The 25105-nt window shown below is 33.2% G+C and carries 25 protein-coding genes; 2 read left to right on the forward strand and 23 right to left on the reverse strand.

Translation table 11 applies throughout. The features are described 5' to 3' along the window. Positions 1–14: 14 nt before the first annotated feature. The 4 genes from rpoD to M4L39_RS03860 all read right to left on the reverse strand — a co-directional run bounded on the left by rpoD (position 15) and on the right by M4L39_RS03860 (position 4550). The gene (gene rpoD, locus M4L39_RS03845) at positions 15–1121 is read right to left on the reverse strand and encodes an RNA polymerase sigma factor RpoD (RefSeq protein WP_057512306.1); all 1107 of its coding nucleotides are present in this window, start codon (positions 1119–1121) and stop codon (positions 15–17) included. A gap of 137 nt (positions 1122–1258) precedes the next feature. Continuing rightward, the gene (dnaG, locus tag M4L39_RS03850) at positions 1259–3043 is read right to left on the reverse strand and encodes a DNA primase (RefSeq protein ID WP_277580988.1); all 1785 of its coding nucleotides are present in this window, start codon (positions 3041–3043) and stop codon (positions 1259–1261) included. A 43-nt stretch (positions 3044–3086) separates the two neighbouring features. Continuing rightward, a complete protein-coding gene (locus M4L39_RS03855; protein WP_277580835.1) occupies positions 3087–3911 on the reverse strand; it encodes a pyruvate, water dikinase regulatory protein in 825 nt (274 codons plus the stop codon). A 15-nt stretch (positions 3912–3926) separates the two neighbouring features. Further along, positions 3927–4550: a helix-turn-helix transcriptional regulator gene (locus tag M4L39_RS03860; protein ID WP_071561808.1), complete on the reverse strand. Its 624-nt coding sequence runs from the start codon at positions 4548–4550 to the stop codon at positions 3927–3929. 345 nt (positions 4551–4895) lie between these two features. Here M4L39_RS03860 and M4L39_RS03865 point away from each other — a divergent pair, with 345 nt between their 5' ends. Then, positions 4896–6287, forward strand: a complete 1392-nt coding sequence (locus M4L39_RS03865; protein ID WP_277580836.1) for a glycine--tRNA ligase — start codon at positions 4896–4898, stop codon at positions 6285–6287. A gap of 123 nt (positions 6288–6410) precedes the next feature. On the opposite strand, the gene recO is transcribed toward M4L39_RS03865, so the two are convergent. The 18 genes from recO to lepA all read right to left on the reverse strand — a co-directional run bounded on the left by recO (position 6411) and on the right by lepA (position 23366). Next, complete coding sequence (gene recO / locus M4L39_RS03870) at positions 6411–7169, reverse strand: DNA repair protein RecO (RefSeq protein ID WP_277580837.1); 759 nt, start codon at positions 7167–7169, stop codon at positions 6411–6413. Between the two features lie 21 nt (positions 7170–7190). Next, positions 7191–8090, reverse strand: coding sequence for a GTPase Era (gene era, locus M4L39_RS03875; protein ID WP_002507481.1), 900 nt, complete (start codon positions 8088–8090; stop codon positions 7191–7193). Then, positions 8090–8494 (reverse strand): cytidine deaminase, encoded by a 405-nt coding sequence (gene cdd / locus M4L39_RS03880; RefSeq protein WP_277580838.1) that lies wholly within the window; start codon positions 8492–8494, stop codon positions 8090–8092. Before cdd ends, era begins: the two co-directional genes overlap by 1 nt. Before the next feature lie 118 nt (positions 8495–8612). Beyond that, positions 8613–8948 (reverse strand): diacylglycerol kinase family protein, encoded by a 336-nt coding sequence (locus M4L39_RS03885; protein ID WP_277580839.1) that lies wholly within the window; start codon positions 8946–8948, stop codon positions 8613–8615. A gap of 8 nt (positions 8949–8956) precedes the next feature. Further along, positions 8957–9418, reverse strand: a complete 462-nt coding sequence (ybeY, locus tag M4L39_RS03890; RefSeq protein WP_277580840.1) for an rRNA maturation RNase YbeY — start codon at positions 9416–9418, stop codon at positions 8957–8959. Continuing rightward, entirely contained in the window at positions 9419–10366 is a 948-nt protein-coding gene (locus M4L39_RS03895) for a PhoH family protein (protein WP_277580841.1), read from the reverse strand. It abuts the gene before it with no gap. A gap of 355 nt (positions 10367–10721) precedes the next feature. Continuing rightward, on the reverse strand, positions 10722–11393 hold the full coding sequence (locus tag M4L39_RS03900) for a hypothetical protein (protein WP_277580842.1): 672 nt from the start codon (positions 11391–11393) through the stop codon (positions 10722–10724). A 14-nt stretch (positions 11394–11407) separates the two neighbouring features. Further along, complete coding sequence (floA, locus tag M4L39_RS03905) at positions 11408–12391, reverse strand: flotillin-like protein FloA (protein WP_277580843.1); 984 nt, start codon at positions 12389–12391, stop codon at positions 11408–11410. Positions 12392–12403: 12 nt separating this feature from the next. After that, the gene (locus tag M4L39_RS03910) at positions 12404–13087 is read right to left on the reverse strand and encodes an NfeD family protein (protein ID WP_431197623.1); all 684 of its coding nucleotides are present in this window, start codon (positions 13085–13087) and stop codon (positions 12404–12406) included. A gap of 272 nt (positions 13088–13359) precedes the next feature. Next, positions 13360–13530, reverse strand: a complete 171-nt coding sequence (gene rpsU, locus M4L39_RS03915; RefSeq protein WP_277580845.1) for a 30S ribosomal protein S21 — start codon at positions 13528–13530, stop codon at positions 13360–13362. Between the two features lie 188 nt (positions 13531–13718). Then, complete coding sequence (locus M4L39_RS03920) at positions 13719–14471, reverse strand: 16S rRNA (uracil(1498)-N(3))-methyltransferase (RefSeq protein WP_277580846.1); 753 nt, start codon at positions 14469–14471, stop codon at positions 13719–13721. Between the two features lie 2 nt (positions 14472–14473). After that, entirely contained in the window at positions 14474–15412 is a 939-nt protein-coding gene (gene prmA, locus M4L39_RS03925; RefSeq protein WP_277580847.1) for a 50S ribosomal protein L11 methyltransferase, read from the reverse strand. Positions 15413–15415: 3 nt separating this feature from the next. Beyond that, positions 15416–16552 (reverse strand): molecular chaperone DnaJ, encoded by a 1137-nt coding sequence (gene dnaJ / locus M4L39_RS03930; protein WP_277580848.1) that lies wholly within the window; start codon positions 16550–16552, stop codon positions 15416–15418. A gap of 146 nt (positions 16553–16698) precedes the next feature. Next, the gene (gene dnaK / locus M4L39_RS03935) at positions 16699–18543 is read right to left on the reverse strand and encodes a molecular chaperone DnaK (RefSeq protein WP_277580849.1); all 1845 of its coding nucleotides are present in this window, start codon (positions 18541–18543) and stop codon (positions 16699–16701) included. Positions 18544–18598: 55 nt separating this feature from the next. Further along, positions 18599–19213 carry a nucleotide exchange factor GrpE gene (gene grpE, locus M4L39_RS03940; RefSeq protein ID WP_277580850.1) on the reverse strand — a complete coding sequence of 205 codons (615 nt, stop codon included), beginning with the start codon at positions 19211–19213 and terminating at the stop codon, positions 18599–18601. Between the two features lie 26 nt (positions 19214–19239). Then, positions 19240–20220 (reverse strand): heat-inducible transcriptional repressor HrcA, encoded by a 981-nt coding sequence (hrcA, locus tag M4L39_RS03945; RefSeq protein WP_277580851.1) that lies wholly within the window; start codon positions 20218–20220, stop codon positions 19240–19242. A gap of 99 nt (positions 20221–20319) precedes the next feature. Further along, positions 20320–21444: a radical SAM family heme chaperone HemW gene (gene hemW, locus M4L39_RS03950; protein WP_277580852.1), complete on the reverse strand. Its 1125-nt coding sequence runs from the start codon at positions 21442–21444 to the stop codon at positions 20320–20322. Positions 21445–21542: 98 nt separating this feature from the next. After that, the gene (gene lepA, locus M4L39_RS03955; RefSeq protein ID WP_277580853.1) at positions 21543–23366 is read right to left on the reverse strand and encodes a translation elongation factor 4; all 1824 of its coding nucleotides are present in this window, start codon (positions 23364–23366) and stop codon (positions 21543–21545) included. A gap of 321 nt (positions 23367–23687) precedes the next feature. Here lepA and rpsT point away from each other — a divergent pair, with 321 nt between their 5' ends. Continuing rightward, on the forward strand, positions 23688–23939 hold the full coding sequence (gene rpsT, locus M4L39_RS03960) for a 30S ribosomal protein S20 (RefSeq protein ID WP_277580854.1): 252 nt from the start codon (positions 23688–23690) through the stop codon (positions 23937–23939). Between the two features lie 165 nt (positions 23940–24104). Here rpsT and holA read toward each other — a convergent pair whose 3' ends face one another. Next, positions 24105–25079, reverse strand: coding sequence for a DNA polymerase III subunit delta (gene holA, locus M4L39_RS03965; protein ID WP_277580855.1), 975 nt, complete (start codon positions 25077–25079; stop codon positions 24105–24107). Positions 25080–25105: the final 26 nt, after the last annotated feature.

The raw sequence follows: 25105 nt of genomic DNA on the forward strand, positions 1-25105 counted from the left end.
AAAGAGCTAAAAAGTTAGTCCATAAAGTCTTTTAGACGTTTACTTCTGCTTGGGTGTCTTAATTTTCTAAGTGCCTTAGCTTCGATTTGACGAATACGTTCTCTAGTTACACCAAACACTTTACCTACTTCTTCTAATGTACGAGTTCTACCGTCATCTAATCCAAAACGTAAGCGTAATACGTTTTCTTCACGGTCAGTAAGTGTATCTAACACATCTTCTAACTGTTCTTTTAACAACTCATAAGCTGCATGATCTGAAGGGCTTTGCGCTTCTTGGTCTTCTATGAAGTCACCTAAATGACTATCATCTTCTTCACCTATAGGCGTTTCTAAAGATACTGGCTCTTGAGCTATTTTCAGTATTTCTCTTACTTTTTCAGGTGGTAGATCCATTTCTTCACCAATTTCTTCTGGTGCTGGATCACGGCCTAAATCTTGTAATAATTGTCTTTGTACACGGATTAATTTATTAATTGTTTCGACCATGTGAACAGGTATACGAATCGTACGTGCTTGGTCAGCAATCGCACGCGTGATAGCTTGACGTATCCACCATGTTGCATAAGTTGAAAATTTAAAGCCTTTATTGAAATCAAATTTTTCCACGGCTTTAATAAGTCCCATATTACCTTCTTGGATCAGGTCAAGGAACAGCATACCGCGTCCTACGTATCTTTTGGCTATACTTACTACAAGACGTAAATTCGCTTCAGCTAAACGTGATTTAGCAATGTCATCGCCTTTTTCAATTCTTTTAGCCAATTCAACTTCTTCTTGTGCGTTTAATAAATTCACTCGTCCGATTTCTTTTAAATACATACGGACTGGATCATTTATTTTCACACCTGGAGGTGCACTTAAATCATTTGGATTTAATTTTGAATCTTTGTCTGAACTATCTTTTTCATTAACTAAACTTATATCGTTATCTGTTAATTGGTCAAAAAGTTCGTCCATTTGATCAGAATCCATTTCGAAGTTTTGCATTTTTTCAGCAATTTCTTCATGACTTAGGTGTCCTTGCTTTTTACCTTTTTCAATCAATTGTTTTTTTACATCTTCTAAAGTTAGAGATGGGTCGATGGTTTGCTTTTTAACTTTAACTTTATTTCCAGACATGAAAAGGCCTCCCGAATATATAATATCAACTTGATACCAAAATATTTTATAGTCAAAATTTATAAAACTGAATTAAAATAATATTCTAGTATACAGGCTGTTAATCCTATTAATATACACATACATTCATTATTGAATTAATTCATTCTATTTTTATTATGATTTACAATTTTTTCTAAATAATATTTTTGCAATTCTAAATCACCTAACCTTGAAGCCTCCCGTAGCTTATGATTAAGCGATTCTATCGTTTCTTCATTTCTATTAGATGTTAGTGTATTTACATAGTCATCAATTTCATATTCAAATGGTTCTTCATTTATCATATAGTTATCTAATGATATAAATGCTTCCTTGATTTCATTGGAATCAATGTACTGTAAAACGTCACTAATATTAAATGTATCATTCTCAGAGTAAAACTGGTGTAAAACATTAAATATACGCTTAAAATACTCATTTGTAAAGTCTTCTACTTGAAGTAATTTGTGATAATTCAAGAAAGTGTCTTTGTCATTCATAAAATGTTTTAATAAAGCACGTTCTGCTTTTTCGTTTTTGTTTAAGTTATTAAATTGTGGGATTGTTGGTAATTGGTACGCTTGAGGTTGATAATAATCTTGTTGGTGTCCTACTTCATTATTTAGACTATCCAGGCTAACTTTAAACAATTCCGATGCTTCTTGCAATATCTTTTTACGAAGTATAGATGACTTCATGAGTGATATATCATTTGTTATCTCTTTTAAATATCTTTCATAAGATAAATCATTATTGTCTATTTCGTCTTGATGTATATGCACTTTATATAAAATAAATGATTTCTTTTCATGTTCTACATAATAGTTAAATGCATCAGCGCCGTGTTTTCCAATATATTCATCTGGATCCATATCTTTTGGAAGTTGTACCACAAATACATTAAATCCTTGCTCTAATAATGCTTGACCTGATTTCAATGTTGCTTCGCTACCTGCAAAGTCACCATCAAACATTAAAGTTACATTAGATGTAAGTTTTTTTATGAAGGCAATATGTTCTTGTGAAATTTGTGTACCCATGCTGGCAACGACTTGTTTAATTCCTGCTTGGTCAACTTTAATAACATCCATAAATCCTTCTAATAATATAATTTCATCATTTTTTCGTATCGACTTTCTAGCCTTATCAACATTGTATAACAATTTTCGTTTCTGGAAGATGGGTGTTTCAGGACTATTAAGATACTTAGGTTCTTGATTCGTATATGTTCTACCGGAATAACCTACTGTTCTACCTTGAGCGTTCATCAGTGGAAACATAACTCGATCTCTAAAGCGATCATAATAACTAAAATTCTCTTCATTTCTAGACAATAAACCCGCTTCATAAGCTAATTGAATGTCGTAGCCTTTCTTTTGTAAAAAGTCATGGCAAAAATGAGAGTTCTTTGGTGCATAACCAATTTTTCTTGCATCGATTAATGCATCTGTAAATCCTCGTTCTTTTAAATAATTTAAAGCTGCTTCACCTTCAACTGTTTTCTTCAATGCATAGTGATAATATTCTTGCATAAGTTCATGCATTTCAATCATTTGCAAATCTTCAGATGCAACTTGATGTGTATCATCTTGCCCTGAAGCACTTTGGTCTGTTTCAACTTCAATATTTACACGTTCACCTAATTCTTTTACTGCTTCTGTAAAAGGTATATCTTTTATTTCTTGAGTAAACTGAAAAACATTGCCACCTTTTTTACAACCAAAGCAATGACAAATTTGTTTGTCTTCTGATACTGTAAATGACGGTGTTTTCTCATCATGAAAAGGACACAAACCAATATAATTGCGTCCCCTTTTTTCTAATTTGACATACTCGCTTACTAAGTCGAGTATGTCAGTCTTTTCTTTTATTTCATTTATTGTTGATTGTTCAATTCGCAACTTAATCACCTATTAGACATTAATTACAACATTATAGCTTTTTTCATTGATTTTTGAAACTATTTTGCTCAATAATGCTAATAATATCATTGGCAGTTTCTTCTATCGCTTTATCAGAAACATCAATAATCGGACATCCTATCTTATCTACGAGTTCATGAAAGTAATTTAATTCTTCTTCGATACGTTGTTCGGTTGCATATCTTGCACTATCACCTAAACCGAGTTGTTTCAAACGTTCTTTACGAATGCGGTTTAGTTTTTCCTCACTTATTTTTAAGGCAATGCATTTTGATGGATCAACATTAAATAAGTCATCCGGTGGTGTTACTTCTGGGACGATAGGTATATTCATCACTTTATAACTTTTATGTGCAAGATATTGTGATAGTGGGGTTTTTGAAGTTCTAGAGATGCCTAGTAATACGATATCTGCTTTTGATAAGCCTTTAGGATCTTTGCCATCATCGTATTTTACGGCAAACTCAATTGCATCAATTTTTTTGAAATAAGCCTCATCTAATTGATGTACTAAACCTGGTTCGAAATAAGGTTGTTCATCAATTTTATCTAAGAGAATATTCATCAATGGTCCCATGATATCTACAGATTTGATTTCATCCTCTTTAATTTTTGCTTCCATATATTTTCTTATTTCAGGTTTGACTAATGTGTAAATAACAATAGCTTCTGTATCTTTAGCTACTTGGATAACTTCATCTACATTTTCTAAAGACTCAATGTATGGATATCTATTAATCTCACTATCACATTGATTTGGATTAAATTGTGAAATACATGCTCTTGCAACAAGTTCGGCTGTTTCTCCTACCGAGTCTGATGCGACTATAATTTTTATATTTTCCATAAAGTTAAATACCACCTATTCGTTTAATAATGATACAAAGATTTTTGTAATTGTAGTTTTTGATATACGTCCTTTAACTTCATACTTGCCATTTTCTTTTTTTGTTACAATGGGTAGCGAATCAATTTCTTTTTCAATCATTAAATTAGCTGCAAAAACGACTCTTTCATCTTCAAGAATAAAACTTAAATTCGGCATGCGTGTCATAATAATATTTACAGGCATAGTGTGTATATCTTCACCAATCATAGATGCTCGTAGTAAATCCTTACGTGAACAAACACCAATAAAATCTCCATTACTATTGATTACGAATAATGTACTGACATCTTCTAAAAATATTGTACATATTGCATCATAAACTGACATTTCATTTTTGACCACAACAGGATGTGATGCATAATCTTTCACTATATATTGTTTTAATTGATCAGCTAATAATTTATTCTTCGGCTTACCAGAATAATAATAACCTACACGTGGTCTAGCTTCTAAAATACCGGACATTGTTAAAATGGCTAAGTCAGGTCTTAATGTTGCACGTGTCAAACTAAGTCTTTCTGCTATATGCTCGCCAGTTATAGGACCGTTGTTTTTGACAATTTCAACTATTTGCTGTTGTCTTTTACTTAGTTCTATTGGACTTCACCCCTTCACTCATTCTTCTTAATTATACATGGAATTTTTAATTGCTACAAATACATATAATTACTTGCTAATAAACGCACAATACATTAATATTGAAATTAAAGCGAGTTAGGGATAGTGAAAGCCTAACAAGAACTATTGGCCACAATTAAATGATAGACAAAAGCGAGTGTACACACTAAGTTGGGTGGAACCGCGGGTTATCAAGAATAATTTAAATAAACACGTATATTTTATATGTGATTAAAAATGATTAACTCGTCCCAAGACAATGATTAAGTTTTTTTGGCTTTTTCTTTGTCTTGGGGCGTTTTTATGTTAAAAAGGAGAGTTTTTATGACAAAAGATATGGAAACAATTGTCTCATTAGCAAAACATAGAGGTTTCGTATTCCCTGGTAGTGATATTTATGGTGGTTTATCAAACACATGGGATTACGGTCCACTTGGTGTAGAATTAAAAAATAATATTAAAAAAGCTTGGTGGCAAAAATTCATCACTCAATCACCATATAACGTTGGTATTGATGCAGCTATTTTAATGAATCCAAAAACTTGGGAAGCTTCAGGTCACTTAGGTAACTTCAACGACCCTATGATTGATAACAAAGACAGCAAGATTCGTTATCGTGCTGACAAAATTATTGAAGACCACATGGCAAATGTTAAAGGTGATGAAAACTTTGTAGCAGATGGCTTAAGTTTTGACGAAATGAAACGTATTATCGATGAAGAAGGTATTGTTTGTTCTGTAAGTGGTACAGCAAACTGGACTGATATTCGTCAATTCAACTTAATGTTCAAAACGTTCCAAGGTGTAACTGAAAGTTCAACAAATGAAATTTTCTTACGTCCTGAAACTGCACAAGGTATTTTCGTTAACTATAAAAACGTTCAACGAACAATGCGTAAGAAATTACCATTTGGTATTGGCCAAGTTGGTAAATCATTCCGTAACGAAATCACACCTGGTAACTTCATTTTCAGAACACGTGAATTCGAACAAATGGAATTAGAATTCTTCTGTAAACCTGGTGAAGAAATAGAATGGTATAACTATTGGAAAACATTTGCAAGTCAATGGTTAAAAGATTTAAATTTAAGCGAAGAAGCTACACGTTTACGTGACCATGATGCAGATGAATTATCTCACTACTCTAATGCTACAACAGATATTGAATACCGTTTCCCATTTGGTTGGGGTGAATTATGGGGAATCGCAAGCCGTACAGACTTCGACTTGAAACAACACAGTGAACATTCAGGTGAAGATTTCCAATATCATGATCAAGAATCAGGCGAAAAATATATTCCGTATTGTATCGAACCTTCATTAGGTGCTGATCGTGTTACATTAGCTTTCTTATGTGATGCATATAGTGAGGAAGGCGTTGAAGGAAGTAAAGATTCTAGAACTGTATTACACTTCCACCCTGCTCTAGCACCATATAAAGCGGCTATTTTACCATTAAGTAAAAAATTATCTAGTGAAGCTATCAAAATATTTGAAGAGCTAAGTGCTAACTTTGCAATAGATTTCGATGAATCACAATCTATTGGAAAACGTTACCGTCGTCAAGATGAAATCGGCACACCTTACTGTATTACATTTGACTTTGATTCATTAGAAGATCAACAAGTTACAGTACGTGACCGTGATTCAATGGAACAAGTACGTATGCCAATTTCAGAATTAGAAGGCTTCTTAACTGAAAAAGTAAAATTCTAAATTTCTAATTAAGTGTATATCTGCGATATAGCAGATAACTAATATAAAAAGAGTACAACTTGAATTTAAAATCCAAGTTGTACTCTTTTTTTTGATATATACATTCTTCTGATATATAAATAATTATAAATTACTATCCAGCCTATGTAGTTGGTTGATTAGTTTTTGACTTTTAAAAAACATACCTGCATATTCGCTATATAGCATAATCATTAATTCCGACATTTCATCAACCACATCATCATGAATACTCAATGAACTCATTTGGCTTATAGGTAATTTTTGCAGTATATCCAATAAATAAAGTGTTTTATTCATTAAAATTAAAGCATGTGGATCTTGATGTCTCACATTCTCAGAAATAGCACCATCAAATTTAAAACTATAACCTATCAAACGAGATTGATCATAATTATCTGTGACCACACATTTATCGAAAATTGCATTAAAACCAAATTTTGTCATACATTTTAGTAAAACAACGACTGACATGAGTTGTGCAGATACACCTTCTTTAATTTTCGATAATACAAAATGTAACAAATCATAGCTATATTGAGAAATTTCATCACTTTCAATTGAGCGGTCGATTGTTTCAGCACTTAAACTCGCAAAGCTACTTTCATAAATATCTAAACGAAGGTTGTAATTTTGGTCTATTACATCAACAGAACTCAGTGTTCCCATACCTTTCCATTTAGAATAAATAAATAAGCCATACACAAATAATTGTGTATTAGCTTGTAAACCACTTTTGCTTTTTTTAGCTCTTCGTACCATTAGTGGTACTTTTGCACCATGCTCATTTAAAATTGTGATAATTTTATCGGATTCGCCATAATCAACCGTTTTAATAATGATACCTTTTTGCTTGATTAACACATTAGCTCACCGACTCTCAAATTAATCTCGATCTTCTAAATAGCCCATTTGACGGATGAAGTTAACTTTATTTCGCCAATCTTTTTGGACTTTTACCCAAAGCTCTAGATAAACTTTAGATCCTAATAACATTTCGATATCTTGGCGTGCCCGTTTACCAACTTCTTTAAGTTTTTTTCCGCCTTTTCCAATAACAATACCTTTTTGTGAATCTCGTTCAACAAATATTGTTGCTTCAATCCGAACTCTATCTTCATCTTCTTTAACCATGCGATCTACGTTTACGCCAATAGCATGAGGGATTTCTTCACTCGTTAAATGTAAAATCTTTTCACGAATTAACTCTCCAACAACAAATTGTTCTGGATGGTCAGAGATTTGATCGTCTGGATAATACTTAGGTCCTTCTGGTAGATAAGATTTTATTACATTTATAAAATGATCTACATTTAAACCTTCTAGTGCTGAAATCGGTACAATTTCAGTGAAATCCATATATTTTTTGTATTTTTCAATTCTTGGCATAAGTTCGTCTGGATGTACTAAATCTATTTTATTTAATACTAAAAAGACAGGTGTTTTAATCGTTTTAAGCATATCCATTATATACTCATCACCACGACCTATATCTTCATTTACATTTACCATGAACATAATAGCATCTATTTCAGATAACGTGTTAGTAGCGACACGCATCATGTAGTCGCCTAATTTATGTTTCGGTTTATGAATACCAGGTGTATCTAAGAAAATGATTTGAGCATCTTCTTGTGTCATAACGCCTTGAATTTTGTTTCTTGTAGTTTGTGCTTTATCAGACATAATAGCTATCTTATGTCCGATTACGCGGTTAACAAACGTAGATTTCCCAACATTGGGTCTACCTATAATTGATATAAATCCTGATTTATGTCCTGTCATTAATTTAAATCCTTTCCAGAAAATCCTAATGGTAATAAGTCATTTACGGTTGATTCTATCATGTCGCCTTTATGATTCGTCATATAAACTGGCATGTCGTCATCGCACAGTTCTTTTAACACCTGACGACATTCGCCGCATGGTGAAGATGGCGCATCTGCATCAACAGTAACTGTAATTGATTCAAAATCACCAGGTTTATAACCATCTGATATTGCCGCCACCAAGCTTGATCGCTCTGCACAAATTGCCATTGAATACGCGGCGTTTTCAACATTTGCTCCATGATAGACTTTACCGTCTTTCGTTCTTAAATATGCACCAACTTTAAAATGACTGTATGGTGAATATGACTTGGCTTGAGCATTTCTTACTTCTGTAAAATAGTGTGATTGATAAGCCATAGTTAACACTCTCCTATTCCAGATTAAGCGTTAATTAAAAACTCACTTAATTATCTGTTTAATGTTTTATTACTTTGTTCTTTAAGTATAAACAAATTCTATAAAATTGCACTATAATTTAGAACACATATGGTAAAAAAACAAAGAGTCCAATAGCAAGTGCACTAATAGAAGCTAGCACAACACTAAAAGCAGCGATATCTTTAGCCTTTTTTGCTAATATATGATAATCACCTGTAACTAAATCAACCACATATTCAACGGCTGTATTGATAGCTTCGAAAGCAAGTACAATTCCTATCGCTACAATAATAAAAAGCCACTCTATTTGACTAATACCAAAAACCACACCACAAATGATGGTGACAATCCCTAATAAAAGATGCATTAAAAATTTGCTGTCTTTATTTAATAGTACTAACATACCTTGAAAAGCGTATTTAAAACGTTTCATGTCTACCTCTAATCTCTTGTTAAACCATAAGCATTTAGAATTTGATCTTGTCGGCCAAACATTTCTTTTTCGTCTTGTTCATCTATATGATCATAACCTAATAGATGTAAGAAACCATGGAGCGCAAGGAAGCCTAATTCTCTTTCGAAAGAATGACCATAAGAATCAGCTTGTTCCTGAGCTACGTCAGTACAAATAATAATGTCGCCTAATACTCTTGGCATATCAAGTCCAATAATTTCTGGTTCATCTTCTTCCAAAGCAAACGATATAACATCTGTTACTTTATCTTTATCACGATACATTTTATTAATTTCTTGAATTTCAGTTTTATCTACAAAAGTTACAGATAACTCTGCATCATTATCAATTTGTTCTTGTTCTTTTGCAAAAGTGAGGAGTTTCTCAATCTGAGTTAACCATTCACTTGTAACTATTTCAGTGTGATCACTAAAGTCTATTGTAAACATTTACTCTTCTCCTTCATAACGGTCAATAATTTTACTGACTAATGGGTGACGCACAACATCACTTTGATCTAGGTAATGCACACTTAACCCTTTAACTTCTTTTAATTTTTTAACAGCTTCTTTAAGGCCACTTTTAACACCTTTAGGTAAGTCTACTTGCGTTTGATCCCCAGTAACTACCATTTTCGAATCAAAACCTAGTCGAGTTAAGAACATTTTCATTTGTGCCTGCGTTGTATTTTGTGCCTCGTCTAAAATAACAAAGGCATCATCTAATGTTCTACCACGCATATAGGCTAGTGGCGCAATTTCTATGATGCCTCTTTCTATAAAGCGAGCTGTTTGTTCTCTTCCTAGAACGGTGTTTAAACCGTCATACAGAGGTCGTAAGTATGGATCTACCTTTTCCTTTAGATCTCCTGGTAAGAAGCCCAGTGACTCTCCTGCTTCCACTGCTGGTCTTGTTAACACTATACGTTTAACATTTCCTTTTCGTAACTGTTTCGCAGCATAAACTACAGCTAAGAAAGTTTTACCAGTACCAGCTGGTCCTACGCCAAATACTAAATCATTATGGTACATAGCATTTACATACATACGTTGACCCATTGTTTTTGCACGGATGGTCTTTCCGAAGGCATCTTTAGTTATTTCTTCTTCATATAAATCTAATAAGTATTGAATCGTACCATTATTTGCCATTTTCACTGCTGCTTCAACATCTTTTGAAGAGATTGAAATACCTTGTTGAATAACTTTCAAAAGGTTAATGAGTACTGATTCTGCTTTTTTAACATGCTCTACTTGCTCTCCTTTTACGGAAATTTCTTGACCTCGAGCATGTACAATGACATCAAGCCCTTCCTCAATTAATTTAAGGTGTTCATCATTATTACCAATGAGCGCTTGAGCTTCATTGATGTCATCTATTTGAATAATTCCAGGCATATAGGTGCTCCTTTACAAATATATTCGTTTCATCTTATTTTATCCTATTAGATTTTAACTTACAAAAAATTATTATCATTCATTAAATTATTTTAAACATTTAACAATTCAATCATACTATGATGATTACACCTTCATTATATCACGAATTAACTATATATTATTTCAAAGTGTATTAAATAGAGGCTGATTTATCAAATTTTACATGATGTTTACATTCTTATTAGTCGCGAGCTATTAGTTTAATTTATTATGATTAGTTTTTTAATTAAAATTACTGAAAAAACACAAAAACGCCTTACAGAGAGACGATATATCGACTCCGTAAGGCGTTTAATTTATAAACTATACTGTGTTATAGTCTTTTTGGTCTTTCTAATACTTCTGACCAAATAATACCATTTACAACTTCATCTTTGGCAAACCTGTATTTTTCATTGGTAACTGGACTCTGAATTGCTTGTGCATCCATTAACTGTTTTAAACGAAAACGTTTTGTTCTCTCAGATAAATATTTATCTGAGATAATAGCACGTGCTCTTCTTTCAGTTCTCTTCAGTTTTTTCTCGTTTTCACGATCTATTTCTGTACGCACATCTTGTAATTCACCCATCAAATCTGCTTCGAGTTCTTTTTGCAGCTTATCCTCTTTTTGCTCTTGCGAACGTTTTAACTTTTCTGCTTCAGTCTCGTTGTCTGTACGCATTGTTCGAGTCGATTGTTGAGGATTTGGCGATTCCATTTTTTCAGATCTAGTTTCAACTGGCCTAGCAGGTTCTGCACTCTTTTGCGGTTGTTGTTCAATATCTTTCCTCGTTGGACCTTCATTCATTTGTTGTTCGATTTCTTTGAATGCTTTACCAATTTCATCAAGGAAACCGCCTTTTTTATGTGGTTGACCATTTCGATTAGGTTGATTGTTTATTGGTGGTTTTTGGTTTTTTCTTTCTTTATGGCTATTATCGCTAATAGCGCCGATTATTGTAACAATCACAGATATTACAAAGATAATAATACCTATATTCATTTAATCACCCCTAATTATTTATCCGGTGATTCATCATCTTTTTGATTAGTACGTTCATTGATTGAGTTTCTCATACCTGTATCTGCTTCAACATTCTTAAGGTTATAATAATCCTTAACACCTAGGTTACCAGAACGTAAAGCTTCTGCCATAGCAAGTGGAACTTCTGCTTCTGCTTCAACAACTTTAGAACGCATTTCTTGAACTTTAGCTTTCATTTCTTGTTCTTGAGCTACTGCCATTGCTCTACGTTCTTCTGCTTTAGCTTGTGCAATGTTTTTGTCAGCAAGTGCTTGTTCAGTTTGTAAGTCTGCACCAATGTTTTTGCTGATATCTACGTCAGCAATATCAATTGATAAGATTTCAAACGCTGTACCAGAATCTAAACCTTTGCTAAGTACTGTTTTAGAAATATTGTCTGGGTTTTCTAAAACTTGCGTGTGGTGCTCACTAGAACCAATTGTCGAAACGATACCTTCACCAACACGTGCAATAATTGTTTCTTCACCAGCACCACCCACTAAACGAGCAATGTTAGCACGAACAGTAATACGTGCTTTAGCTTTTACTTCGATACCGTTCATCGCTACACCTGCGATAAATGGTGTTTCTATTACTTTAGGGTTAACTGACATTTGAACTGCTTCTAATACATCACGGCCAGCTAAATCAATGGCTGCACCACGTTCAAATGGTAAGTTGATGTCCGCTCTTTGTGCTGCAATGTTAGCATCAACAACACGGTCAACATTTCCTCCTGCTAAGTAATGTGATTCAAGTTGGTTTGTTGTTAAATTCAAACCAGCTTTATGCGCCTTAATTAACGGCGAGATAACTTTTCTTGGTGAAACTCTACGAAGTCTCATACCAACTAATGTTCCAATACCTACTTTAACGCCTGCAGCTATTGCTGAAATCCATAATCCGACTGGAACAAATGAAAATAGTAATAATAAAGCTATTACTACTATGACGACGATAACAACTAATCCGATCATACTTTCTCTCCTTTATGATTCGTTTTCTCTAACAACAACTCTAGTACCTTCAACTTCTAAAATGGTTACTGCTTTATTTCGTAAAATAAATGATCCATCAGAAACTGCATCGATACGTTCATTATTGAGTGTAATGATTCCTGCTGGTCTTAAATCTGTTAATGTATTAGCAGTAAGCCCAACTAAATGAGAGCGATCTTCATGTGAAGTGTAGCCTGACTCTGCATTTGTAGAATCCTTCAAAACCACTTTATCTAAAAACGGTATCTTACGTTTGAAAATTTTCACTAGTATCACCCACTCTATGATTGATAATATCAATGCTACAACCACACTAGCAATCATATAAATTAAATTGTCACCTAAAGTAATAATACTAAAAATTATTAGTCCCATGCCTATAATACCGATAATCGCACCAACAACAAAAAGTTCTATTATTACTAATATGACACCGATTCCAAATAAGATGATTGAATACAAGTTAACATCGCCTTTTACAAAAAACCCTAAAAAGAGTATCAATAAGGCTAATGTGGCAACGATACCCACAATATTTATCTTACTAGAGTATAATTGATATAAAAATCCTAGGAAGATAATACAAGTTAAAATTAAAGCCCCAAACGGACTGACGATAACGCTTGCGACATTATCAACCCAATTTCCTTTTTCAACAAAGTTGACTGAAAATATTGTATGTATACTACTCAAAGGAATCACTCTATCACCTCGCTCTCAACTTGATTATACATGAAATGAATGTGTGATTATAGCGTTTATAGCATAAAAGTTAATTATATTAAACTTTTCAAATCATGAACCTGAATTTATATAAAAAAATAATAGTCTTAGCTGTCGAACAACTAAGACTATTACCATTTATAATTAATGTTGGTGTTGAGGGAGTCAACGACACAATTAATTATAAGAATATTCGTTTACGTGCAAGCTACCGTTAGTAAATACTATTTACGTTTACGCGCAGCTTCTGATTTCTTTTTACGTTTAACGCTAGGTTTTTCGTAATATTCACGCTTACGAACTTCTTGAATTGTACCGCTTTTAGAAACTGTACGTTTGAAACGACGTAACGCATCTTCAAGTGATTCGTTATTTTTAACTGTTGTTTTAGACATGTGTATTTCCCTCCCTCCAAATATCAACGAAACTTTATTATCATTTCATGGTTAAGACCATGTATTAATCAGTATAATATATCTGATTAGAGCGGTCAATTAGTAAAATTTACATTTTTTTAATTTAAAGCAAAAATTTGCACTAAAATGTAAGCATTGTATAACTTAATACACTATATTTTTCAATTTTAATCTAATAAATCTTTTTGAAAACTTACAGCACTTAATACGTAAAGTGGTGCAGTTTCTGCTCTTAATATTCTGGGACCTAGACCAATTTGATATGCCCTACCATCGAACAATGCTACTTCTTCCTCTGATAAGCCACCTTCCGGGCCAAAAATAACCAACACCCGTGCACCAGGTTTCATTTCACGAACCACAGACTTAAAATTGCGCGTTTCACCTGTTTTTGCAGCGTCTTCATAAGCAATGAGTACATAATCGTATTCATCAATACGATCATAAACTACTTTTAAACTTGCTTCATAAGTTATGGATGGTATAGCTAAACGGTAACTTTGTTCAGCTGCTTCTTTAATTATCTTTTGCCAGCGCTCTAATTTCTTATCAATCTTACTATCATTAAATTTAACCACTGAACGTTTCATACCAGCAGCTATAAAATGATTTGCGCCTAATTCTGTTGATTTTTGGAGCATCCACTCATATTTATCAGCTTTAATTAAACCACTACAAATTGTAATATGTTGTGGTAATTCAGTATCAATTTCAATTTTTTCAACTAATGAAAGTGCAATACCTTCAGAAGTTATATCGATAATTTCACACTTATATACGTTATGATCCACAAATGTAATGATTATTTTATCGCCAACCTGATGACGCATCACATTGGCGATATGATGTATGTCACCTTTATCTGTAATGAAAAAACGCTGATTTTCATCAGCGTTTTGGTCAATAAAGTATCTTTGCATTGTTATTCGCTCACTTTCTGTCCAACGATACAAACCCAGCTGTTATCGTGATTAATAGAAACAATTTCAAAACCACTACACTTCATATGATTAACAATAGCTTCATATTTTTCTTCTATAATACCAGAAGTTATAAAATAACCATCCTTGTTTAAAACATTATAAGCATCTTCGATCATTTCATCAATAATATGAGCTAAAATATTGGCGACAACAACATCAAATTTTTCAGTTTCCTGCGTTAGTAAATTACCAGGAACTGCTTCAATTGCATTGTCACAATTATTTTTCGAAAAGTTTTCTTTAGCAACTTTTACTGCCATTTCATCAACATCTAATGCTTTGATTCGTTTAACACCTAAAAGATGTGCAGCAATACTCAATATCCCTGAACCTGTACCAACATCTATGACTGAATCACTTGGTTTCACATAAGTTTCAATCGCTTTTAAACACATGCTCGTTGTAGGATGGTCACCTGTACCGAATGCCATGCCTGGATCCAATTCTATGCACAATTCACTTACATCTTCTTTTTGATATGTTTCCCAACTGGGAACTATTGTAAATTGTTTTGACGCACGAAATGGATGAAAATAATTTTTCCACTCATTTTCCCAATCTTGTTCTTGAAGCATTTGTTCCTCGTAGTTAAAAATAGAGTTATCTAGAGATTCAACTTCCGAAATTGTATTTAAAAGATCTTTTCTAAATATTTCAGTATATTTCAATTCGTTAAAATACGCTTTTAGCCTCACCCCTTGTTTAGGGTAATCGTTGGCATTAAGAGCATATAACTCGCCATATTTATCTTCAAAGTCATGATTTAAGTCATGAGAGTCCTCTATAACGACACCGTTCGAACCAAAATTTTCTAATATATTAGTAATTATAGGTGTTACCTCATGATTAGCAATGATTGATACTTCGGTCCAGTTCATATTCTAATCTCCTTTAAAGAATCTTTTAGCTTTATCTCTAAAATTTGATGTTTGTTCAGAAATTTCTTCACCATCAATTTCGGCAAATTCTCTTAATAATTCTTTTTGTCGATCACTCATTTTACTTGGCGTTACGACATTTATATTAATGAACAAATCACCATAGCCGTAGCCGTGAACATTTTTGATTCCTTTTTCTTTTAGACGGAATTGTTTTCCAGTTTGCGTACCTGCTGGAATTGTTAACATCACACTACTATTAAGTGTCGGCACTTTAACTTCGTCACCTAGTGATGCTTGAGCGATACTGATATCAAGTGAATAATAAATATCATCGCCATCTCTTTCAAATTTTTCTGAAGGTTTAACTCTAAATACAATATACAAATCACCTTGAGGTCCACCATTTTCTCCAGGTGCACCTTCTCCAGCTAATCGAATTTGTTGTTCATTATCTACACCCTCAGGTATTGTGACACTGATTTTAACGTTTTTGTTCTCAGTACCTTTACCCTTACATGTTGGACATGGTTCTTCAAACTCTTGGCCAGAACCACTACATACTGGACAAACTTTTTCAGTTCTAACTCTGCCAAGGATTGTATTTTGCTCTACAGAAACATGTCCAGCACCACTACAATATTGACATGTTTTCTTTTTAGTTCCTGGTTTAGCGCCTGCACCATCACAAGTGTGACAAGACACATCTTTACGGATTGAAATTTCTTTTTCACTACCAAATACAGCTTCATCAAACGTAACTGTCATCGTATATTGCAAGTCATCGCCTTTTCTTGGGGCGTTAGGATCACGCTGTTGACGTCCGCCACCGAAGAATGAACTGAATATGTCTTCGAAACCGCCGCCACCAAAGCCACTAAAGTCTTGGCCGCCGAATCCTTGACCACCAAAGCCACCTTGAGGACCATCATGTCCAAATTGATCATAATTTGCGCGTTTATTTTCATCACTTAATATTTCATAGGCTTCAGAGATTTCTTTAAACTTCTCATCGGCACCTTCTTCTTTATTAATATCTGGATGATACTTCTTTGATAATTTACGATAAGCCTTTTTAATTTCATCTTTAGAAGCGCCTTTGCTGACACCTAAGACTTCATAATAATCTTTTTTGGCCACTAATATCTCTCCTTTTACTGTATTATTAAATCTTTTAAAAAAAAGGAAAAAGTCAAAGCCAATGTTCAATTGACTTTGACTTAATTTGGCTAAGCAATTGTGTCATATTTTTCTATTAATAACAATTAATTAGTCAATGACTATACTTATTTTTGGTTGTCTTGGTTGTCGTCATCTTTTACTTCTTTGAAATCAGCATCTTCAACATCACTATCTTGAGAAGCATTTCCTTCTTCACCTTGTGCTTGTTGTTGAGCTTGAGCAGCTTGTTCGTATACTTTTGTTGATAAGTCTTGAACTACTTTTTCTAATTCTTCTTTTTTAGCTTTGATATCTTCAATATCTTCGCCTTCAAGTGCTGATTTTAATGCTTCTTTTTTATCTTCAGCATTTTGTTTATCTTCTTCGCTGATATTTTCACCTAAGTCAGTGATCGTTTTTTCAACTTGGAATACTAAGCTATCTGCTTCGTTTCTTGTATCACTTTCTTCGCGACGTTTTTGGTCAGCATCAGCATTTTCTTCAGCATCTTTAACCATACGGTCGATCTCATCATCTGATAATGAAGAACTTGATTGGATTGTAATATTTTGTTCTTTATTTGTACCTAAGTCTTTAGCCGTAACGTTTACAATACCATTTTTATCGATGTCGAAAGTAACTTCGATTTGTGGCACGCCACGTGGAGCTGCTGGGATATCAGTTAATTGGAATCTACCGAGTGTTTTATTATCTGATGCCATAGGACGTTCACCTTGTAACACATGAATATCAACTGCTGGTTGGTTATCTGCTGCTGTTGAGTATACTTGTGATTTAGATGTTGGGATTGTTGTATTTCTTTCGATAAGCGTATTCATACGCCCACCCATGATTTCGATACCTAATGATAATGGTGTAACGTCTAATAATACTACGTCTTTAACATCACCAGTGATTACGCCACCTTGAATTGCCGCACCCATAGCAACAACTTCGTCAGGGTTCACGCCTTTATTAGGCTCTTTACCTACTTCTTTTTTAACAGCTTCTTGAACTGCTGGGATTCTTGTTGAACCACCTACTAAGATAACTTCATCAATTTCTGAACTTGATAAACCTGCGTCGCTCATTGCTTGGCGAGTTGGTACCATTGTTCTTCTGATTAAATCGTCAGCTAATTCTTCAAATTTAGCACGAGTTAAATTAATTTCTAAGTGTAACGGACCATTTTCACCTGCTGAAATAAATGGTAGTGAAATTTGAGTTTGAGATACGCCTGATAAATCTTTCTTAGCTTTTTCAGCAGCATCTTTAAGACGTTGTAAAGCCATTTTATCTTTTGATAAATCTACGCCGTTTTCTTTTTTGAATTCAGAAACTAAATAGTTAATGATTACTTCGTCAAAGTCATCTCCGCCTAATTTATTGTCACCTGCAGTAGAAAGTACTTCGAATACGCCGTCACCTAATTCAAGGATTGAAACGTCAAATGTACCGCCACCTAAGTCAAAAACTAATACTTTTTCATCTTGTTCTGTTTTGTCTAAACCATATGCTAAAGCTGCTGCAGTTGGTTCGTTAATAATACGTTCTACTTCTAAACCAGCAATTTTACCAGCATCTTTAGTTGCTTGGCGTTCACTGTCGTTGAAATATGCAGGCACAGTAATAACTGCTTTTTCTACTTTTTCACCAAGATAATCTTCAGCAGTACCTTTAAGATTTTGCAATACCATTGCTGAGATTTCTTGAGGTGTGTATGATTTACCTTCAACATCAACTTTGTAATTAGTACCCATATGACGTTTAATTGATTGGATTGTATTAGGGTTGGTAATTGCTTGACGCTTAGCAACTTCACCTACTTGAGTTTCATCGTTTTTAAATGCAACTACTGATGGTGTAGTTCTTGCACCTTCAGGGTTTTGGATTACTTTTGGCTCATCGCCTTCTAAAATTGAAACACATGAATTTGTTGTACCTAAGTCAATACCTATTACTTTACTCATAAATAATTTCCTCCTGTTTGTTTATATAAATTGGTGTTTTCATCAATATTAAAACCTATTGATTTACTTTAACCATTGAAGGTCTTAATACACGTTCTTTCAGTTTATAACCTTTTTGTAGTTCTTGAGTGATTTCGCCTGATTCAAAATCAGGATTATCATCTTGAACTACAGCTTGATGAACGTTTGGGTCAAATTGATGACCTTCTGTTTCAATTACTTCTAAACCATTTTCTTTTAATGCACTAATCAAGCTTTCACGAATCATTTCTACACCTTTTTTAAGTGATTGGAATTGTTCATTTTCGCCTTCAATTTGTAGCGCACGCTCGATGTTATCAATTGTTGGTAAGATATCATTAAGCACATCTTGCGCTTTATATGCTTTCATTGTTTGATTTTCTTTTTGAATTCTACGCTTATAATTTTCAAACTCTGCATATAATCTTAAATACTTTTCTTCATTTTCTTGAACATCTTGTTTTAATTGTTGAATTTCTTCATCTTTAGGATCTAAATCTTCTGTAGTTTCTTGTGAATCGTCCTCCTGCAGATTATCTTGTGATGCTTCTGTAGTTTCATCAGTATTTTCAGAAGATATATTTTGCTCGTTATCAGTTACATCTTCATTTGCTTCTTGATCAAATACTGATTCATTTTTTTCTGTCATTTTCCGCCCTCCAATACAATACTTAATTACCAAATCGTATTTAGTAATCGTATTACGTTCTGATAATTCATTGCCGTTGGTCCGATAACCGCAATTTGACCTTTTAGTCTATCATCAATATGATATTGACTCGTGACAATAGAAATACCACTCAAACTTGATTCTATTTCGTGTCCAATTTTAACGTTTATTGTCGAATTAGACATGTCATCAAGCAATTGTGTGATTTTATTCGATTCTATATATTGCAAAATAGGTTGAATCGATGACACGTTCGTTTCATTCAACGCATCAATTAGTTTAACCTTTCCGCCCATAAAAATGCCATTACTTTGATTATCAAAATGAATCTCGATTGTGCTTAGCATATCTTTGATAAAATGCTTTTCTAATTCAGAATTAACAAAAGCATCTAACTCATTTTCAAAACGATGATGATTCCATTCATCATATTTAGCAGTGACAAAATTCGAAATTTTTGTAAGTTCATCATTTGATAATGGAACTTCGGATGCTAAATGCAGATGTTCCACATGACCTGATGTGAACACAACTACCATTATAACCAAATAGGCATTCGCTCGAATCAAATGAATGTTATTAATTATATCTTTTTTGTGATTTGGACGCATTACCAACGTTGTATATTGAGACGCAATTGAAATTTCATTTGCAAATTCGCTCAGTGCTGAGGAAATGTCGTAATGATTATCAACTAATAAATCACTCAAACGTTGAATTTTTGTTTGCTGTTGATGAGATGTTTGTTGCAATAATTGATTCACATAATATCTGATGCCTGACTGTGATGGTGACCGCCCTGATGAAGTATGTGTCTTCTCAATCAATTCAAGATCTTCGAGATGCTTCATCTCGTTTCGAATAGTTGCAGGACTAACATTCAATTTGTGTCGCTCAATCAGTGTTTTTGAACCAATTGGATGACCTAAATCAACATAATCTTCAACAATTGCATTAAGTATGCTCAATTGTCTATCGCTAATCATGTTTTCACCTCATTAGCACTCTTTTGTTCCAAGTGCTAATCCTAATTTATCAAATTGGTCAAAGTAAGTCAATGTTAAAGCATTCAATTTTAAAATTTTTTATACATTTAATAAAAACGATTCAAAGACAATATTTCCAATAACTTTTCCACGTTCCGTCATCGTGATATGTCCGTCTTGATCAATTAAAAGTTCACGTTGAATTAAGTCTTCTATTGTTTGACCATAAACTTCTTCTAAAGTTTTTCCGAATTTCTGTGAAAATTTTTCTTTATCAACACCTATATTCATTCTTAATCCTAAAAACATTTCTTCTTCCATTTGCTCTGTTTCAGTAGGAAATGTTGAATCTAATACAGGTCTTTCATTGTTTTGTATTTTTTTAATATAATGATTCACTGGATTCACATTATTGTAACGCTCTCCGTTTACATAACCACTTGCGCCAGCACCAAAGCCATAATAACCTTCATTTTTCCAATATACTTTATTGTGTTCAGATTCATGTCCAACTTTACCAAAATTGGATATTTCATATTGATGCATCTCAGTTTGTTCCATTCTTTCTAAAAGATATTCATACATTTCTTCACCAATATCTTCATTAGGAACTTTCAATTGGCCTTTTCTATACATATTATAAAATTTTGTTTTGGGTTCTAATATCAAACCATAACTAGAAATATGATCAATGTCCATCGACAAAGCCTTTTCTAGACTATCTTGAAAATCCTCTAGAGTCTGGTTTGGCAAATGGTACATTAAATCTAAACTAATAGACGGAATACCTACTTGACGAGCATTAGCAACAGATTGGTAAATATCTTCTGTTTTGTGTGTTCTACCAAGTATTTCTAATAATTCTGGTTTAAATGTTTGAACGCCCATAGAGAGCCTATTGACACCATAATCTTTAAGTAATTGAACTTTTTCAATTGTTAATTCATCAGGGTTTGCTTCAAAGCTAAATTCACCTTTTATTTCAAAAGTATCTGTAATAGCTGCCAATAATTTTTCGAGTTGTTGATAATCAAGTGCTGTAGGCGTACCGCCGCCAACAAAAACTGTTTCTAATTTTCTTACTTCGCTTTGCTGCATTTCAGTGATTAGACAATCTAAATACGTATCAACTGGTTGATTTTGTATAAAGTACTTGTTGAAATCACAATACGTACAAATCCTCACGCAAAAAGGAATATGGATATAAGCACTTTTCACTTCCATATTGCGTTCACCTACTTTCATTTTTTGAAGTTGTGAGAACACAACAAAAAACTGGGGCATAAATCGAATGGATTTAAGGCCCCAATGTTTAATTTATATTAATCTTCATCCATCTTAAGAACTGCTAGGAATGCATCTTGAGGAATCTCAACGTTCCCTACAGATTTCATTTTAGCTTTACCGGCTTTTTGTTTTTCTAGTAATTTTTTCTTACGACTGATATCTCCGCCGTAACATTTAGATAATACGTTTTTGCCCATCGATTTAATATTTGTACGCGCAACAATTTTTTGGCCAACTGCTGCTTGAACAGGAACCTCAAATTGTTGTCTTGGAATAAGTGTTTTTAATTTTTCAACCAACATTTTTCCACGGTCATATGCAAACTCTTTATGCACTATAAAGCTTAAAGCATCTACTTTTTCGCCATTTAACAATATGTCCATCTTTACTAAGTCACTTTCTTTGTTATCAATAAATTCATAATCGAAAGAAGCATAACCTTTTGTATTAGATTTAAGTTGATCGAAGAAATCAAAGACGACTTCTGATAATGGAATTTCGTAAATAATATTTACACGAATATCATCCATGTACTCCATATTTACAAATTGTCCACGTTTACGCTGACATAATTCCATTACAGCACCAACATAATCATTAGGTACCATCATAGTAGCTCTAACAAATGGTTCATAGATTGTATCAATTTTATCTCTTTCAGGCATATTAGCTGGATTATCAACAGTAACTTCTTCACCTGTTTTCATAATACATTGGTAGATTACTGATGGTGCTGTTGCGATAAGAGCAATACCGAATTCACGTTCTATACGTTCTTGGATAATTTCCATGTGAAGCATACCTAAGAAACCAGTACGATAACCAAATCCTAACGCTTGTGATGATTCAGGTTCAAATTCCAACGAGGCATCATTTAATTGTAATTTTTCTAATGCGTCACGCAAATCATTGTAATCTTTATTATCTATAGGGAATAAACCACAAAAAACCATCGGGTTCATTTTTTTATAACCTTGTAAGGCTTGCTCTGCTGGACGATTTACATGAGTAATCGTATCACCCACACGTGAATCATCAACATTTTTAATACTAGCTATAATGTATCCTACATCACCAACTGTAAGCTCATCGACAGATAATTGCTTTGGTGTATTAATACCAACCTCAGTAACTTCAAAATCTTTGCCTGTAGCCATCATTCTGATGCGGTCTCCAGGTTTAACTGTACCTTCCATAACTCTTATAGATGATATAACGCCTCTGTAAGGGTCATATTCAGAATCAAAAATAAGTGCTTTCAACGGTGCTTCAGAATCACCTTGTGGCGGTGGAACAACTTCCACAATTTTTTCTAGAATATCTTCTATACCGATATTAGATTTTGCACTTGCTAGCACTACCTCTTCTTTATCGATGCCGATGACATCTTCTAATTCTTGTTTTACACGTTCTGGTTCTGCTGCTGGTAAGTCTATCTTATTGATTACAGGTAGTAACTCTAATTCGTTATCTAGAGCCAAGTAAACGTTAGCTAACGTTTGCGCTTCGATACCTTGAGCAGCATCAACTACTAAGATTGCACCTTCACATGCTGCTAATGATCTAGACACTTCGTATGTAAAATCTACGTGTCCAGGTGTATCAATAAGGTGGAATGTGTAAATTTCACCATCTTTAGCTTCATATTTTAAGCGCACAGCATTTAATTTTATCGTAATACCACGTTCTTGTTCTAAATCCATGGAATCTAGCAATTGTGCATGCATATCTCTCGATTCAACTGATTTCGTGTTTTCTAAAATTCTATCAGCTAACGTAGATTTACCATGGTCTATATGTGCGATAATAGAAAAGTTCCTAATATTTTCGCGTTTATTAAAACGATCTTGTTTATCCATGTATTATCCTTCTCACTTTCATAATTCTAGCCCGTAAATATGTATGACATTCTTTGATATAATAACGTTTTTACTAGGTAATTGCAAACTTACTACGATTTTCAACTATTTTCCGTAAATAATTGCTATACTTGATATTAAGTTCCACTTTGCATTATAGAGTGAATGTTCTTCTTTTCCAAATAGTATTGTACCATTTTCATCGATTCTATGCGTCTGCGATAAATAAATGATTGCAGAATGGCGCTCGTTTTGATAAAATATTTCTTGTTGTAATCAAATTCATTTTGATAGCGAAATCATTATTAGGAGGTGACACACATGCCAAACATCAAATCTGCAATTAAACGTGTTAATACAAACCGTACTGCTGAAGAGCGTAACATTTCACAAAAAAATGAAATGCGTACAGCAGTTAAAAGAGCACACACAGCAATTGAATCAAATGCTGACAACAAAGCTGACTTAGTAAACTTCGCTTTGAAAAAAGTAGATAAAGCTGCTCAACGCAACTTGATCCACACAAACAAAGCTGGTCGTATCAAATCTTCACTTATGACAGCTGCTAAATAATAAAAAAGTTCAAGCCAAGGCTTGAACTTTTTTTATTTGCTTAAGCAAAATGATTTATATGTATACCAGAAAAGTCTGAGCCACCGTGGTTTCAGGCTTTTTTATATAATTATATGATTTTAAGCCTATATTAACTTTCAAAAATATTAGCGCAATCATTTATAATTAAAGTGATAGAATAAATAATTCCAGTATTAAATGTTTATCCATATAAGAAGATTTTAATTTATAGTCTGTTTCCGCACAATTATCAATGATATTCAATAAACTTTCCAATTGATAATGTCTTGCCTGATTTAATGCTAATTTCACTCTATATGGATGTACATTTATTGTTTTAGCAATTTGTTGTCCACTATAACCCTTTTGACTCAAAATTTTGCTTTGATAAAACAAACGATAATTACTCGTAATAAGTGCTAATAATTTAATAGGCTCTTCTTTCATTGCAATCAAATCTTTTACTAATCGTATTGCTTTTGCCTTATTATTTTTTTGAATGTATTCTGTCAGTAAAAACACATTCTGTTCAAGACTCCTATTTACAATTTGTTGCACATCTTGTTTGTTTATCGTTGGTCTGTCTCCTAGAAAAAGAATCAATTTTTCAATTTCTTGTTTTACTATATTGAAATTAATACCTGTTAATTCTACAAATAGATCTAGAGCATCTTGTTTTATATCTTTATAATTTCCGTGTAATTCTTTTTTAATCCAATTTTTAATTTCATCTTCAGACATTTGTTCAATTTTTTTCAATTGAGCATTCTTCTTCAAAGTTTTCACTAACTTCTTCCGCTCATCAAGTTTAGAATGATAAACTTCAAATACAATCATAGTCTCGCCGTCGTATTTTTCTATAAATTCCATAAGTTGATCTATATTATGATTTACATCTTTAGGTGCTTTTTCACCAGTAAATACATATGCATTTTGTACTAATACTGCTTTTTTATCTGAGAAAAATGGCATCGTTAAAGCTTCTTCTATAATTGGAGCTAAATCGCTTTCATATAGGTTATATTTAACAAAATTGAAATCATCTTTTGGAGTATCTAAATATTTTTCTATTACTTCTGTAGATTTCTTTTCAATTAATTCAGGCACTTCTCCGTATATTGTAATTATATTATTGCTCATATGTAGCACCCTTTCATCACTATTAC

Source organism: Staphylococcus equorum (genome assembly GCF_029531845.1).
GTDB classification, from domain to species: domain Bacteria; phylum Bacillota; class Bacilli; order Staphylococcales; family Staphylococcaceae; genus Staphylococcus; species Staphylococcus equorum_C.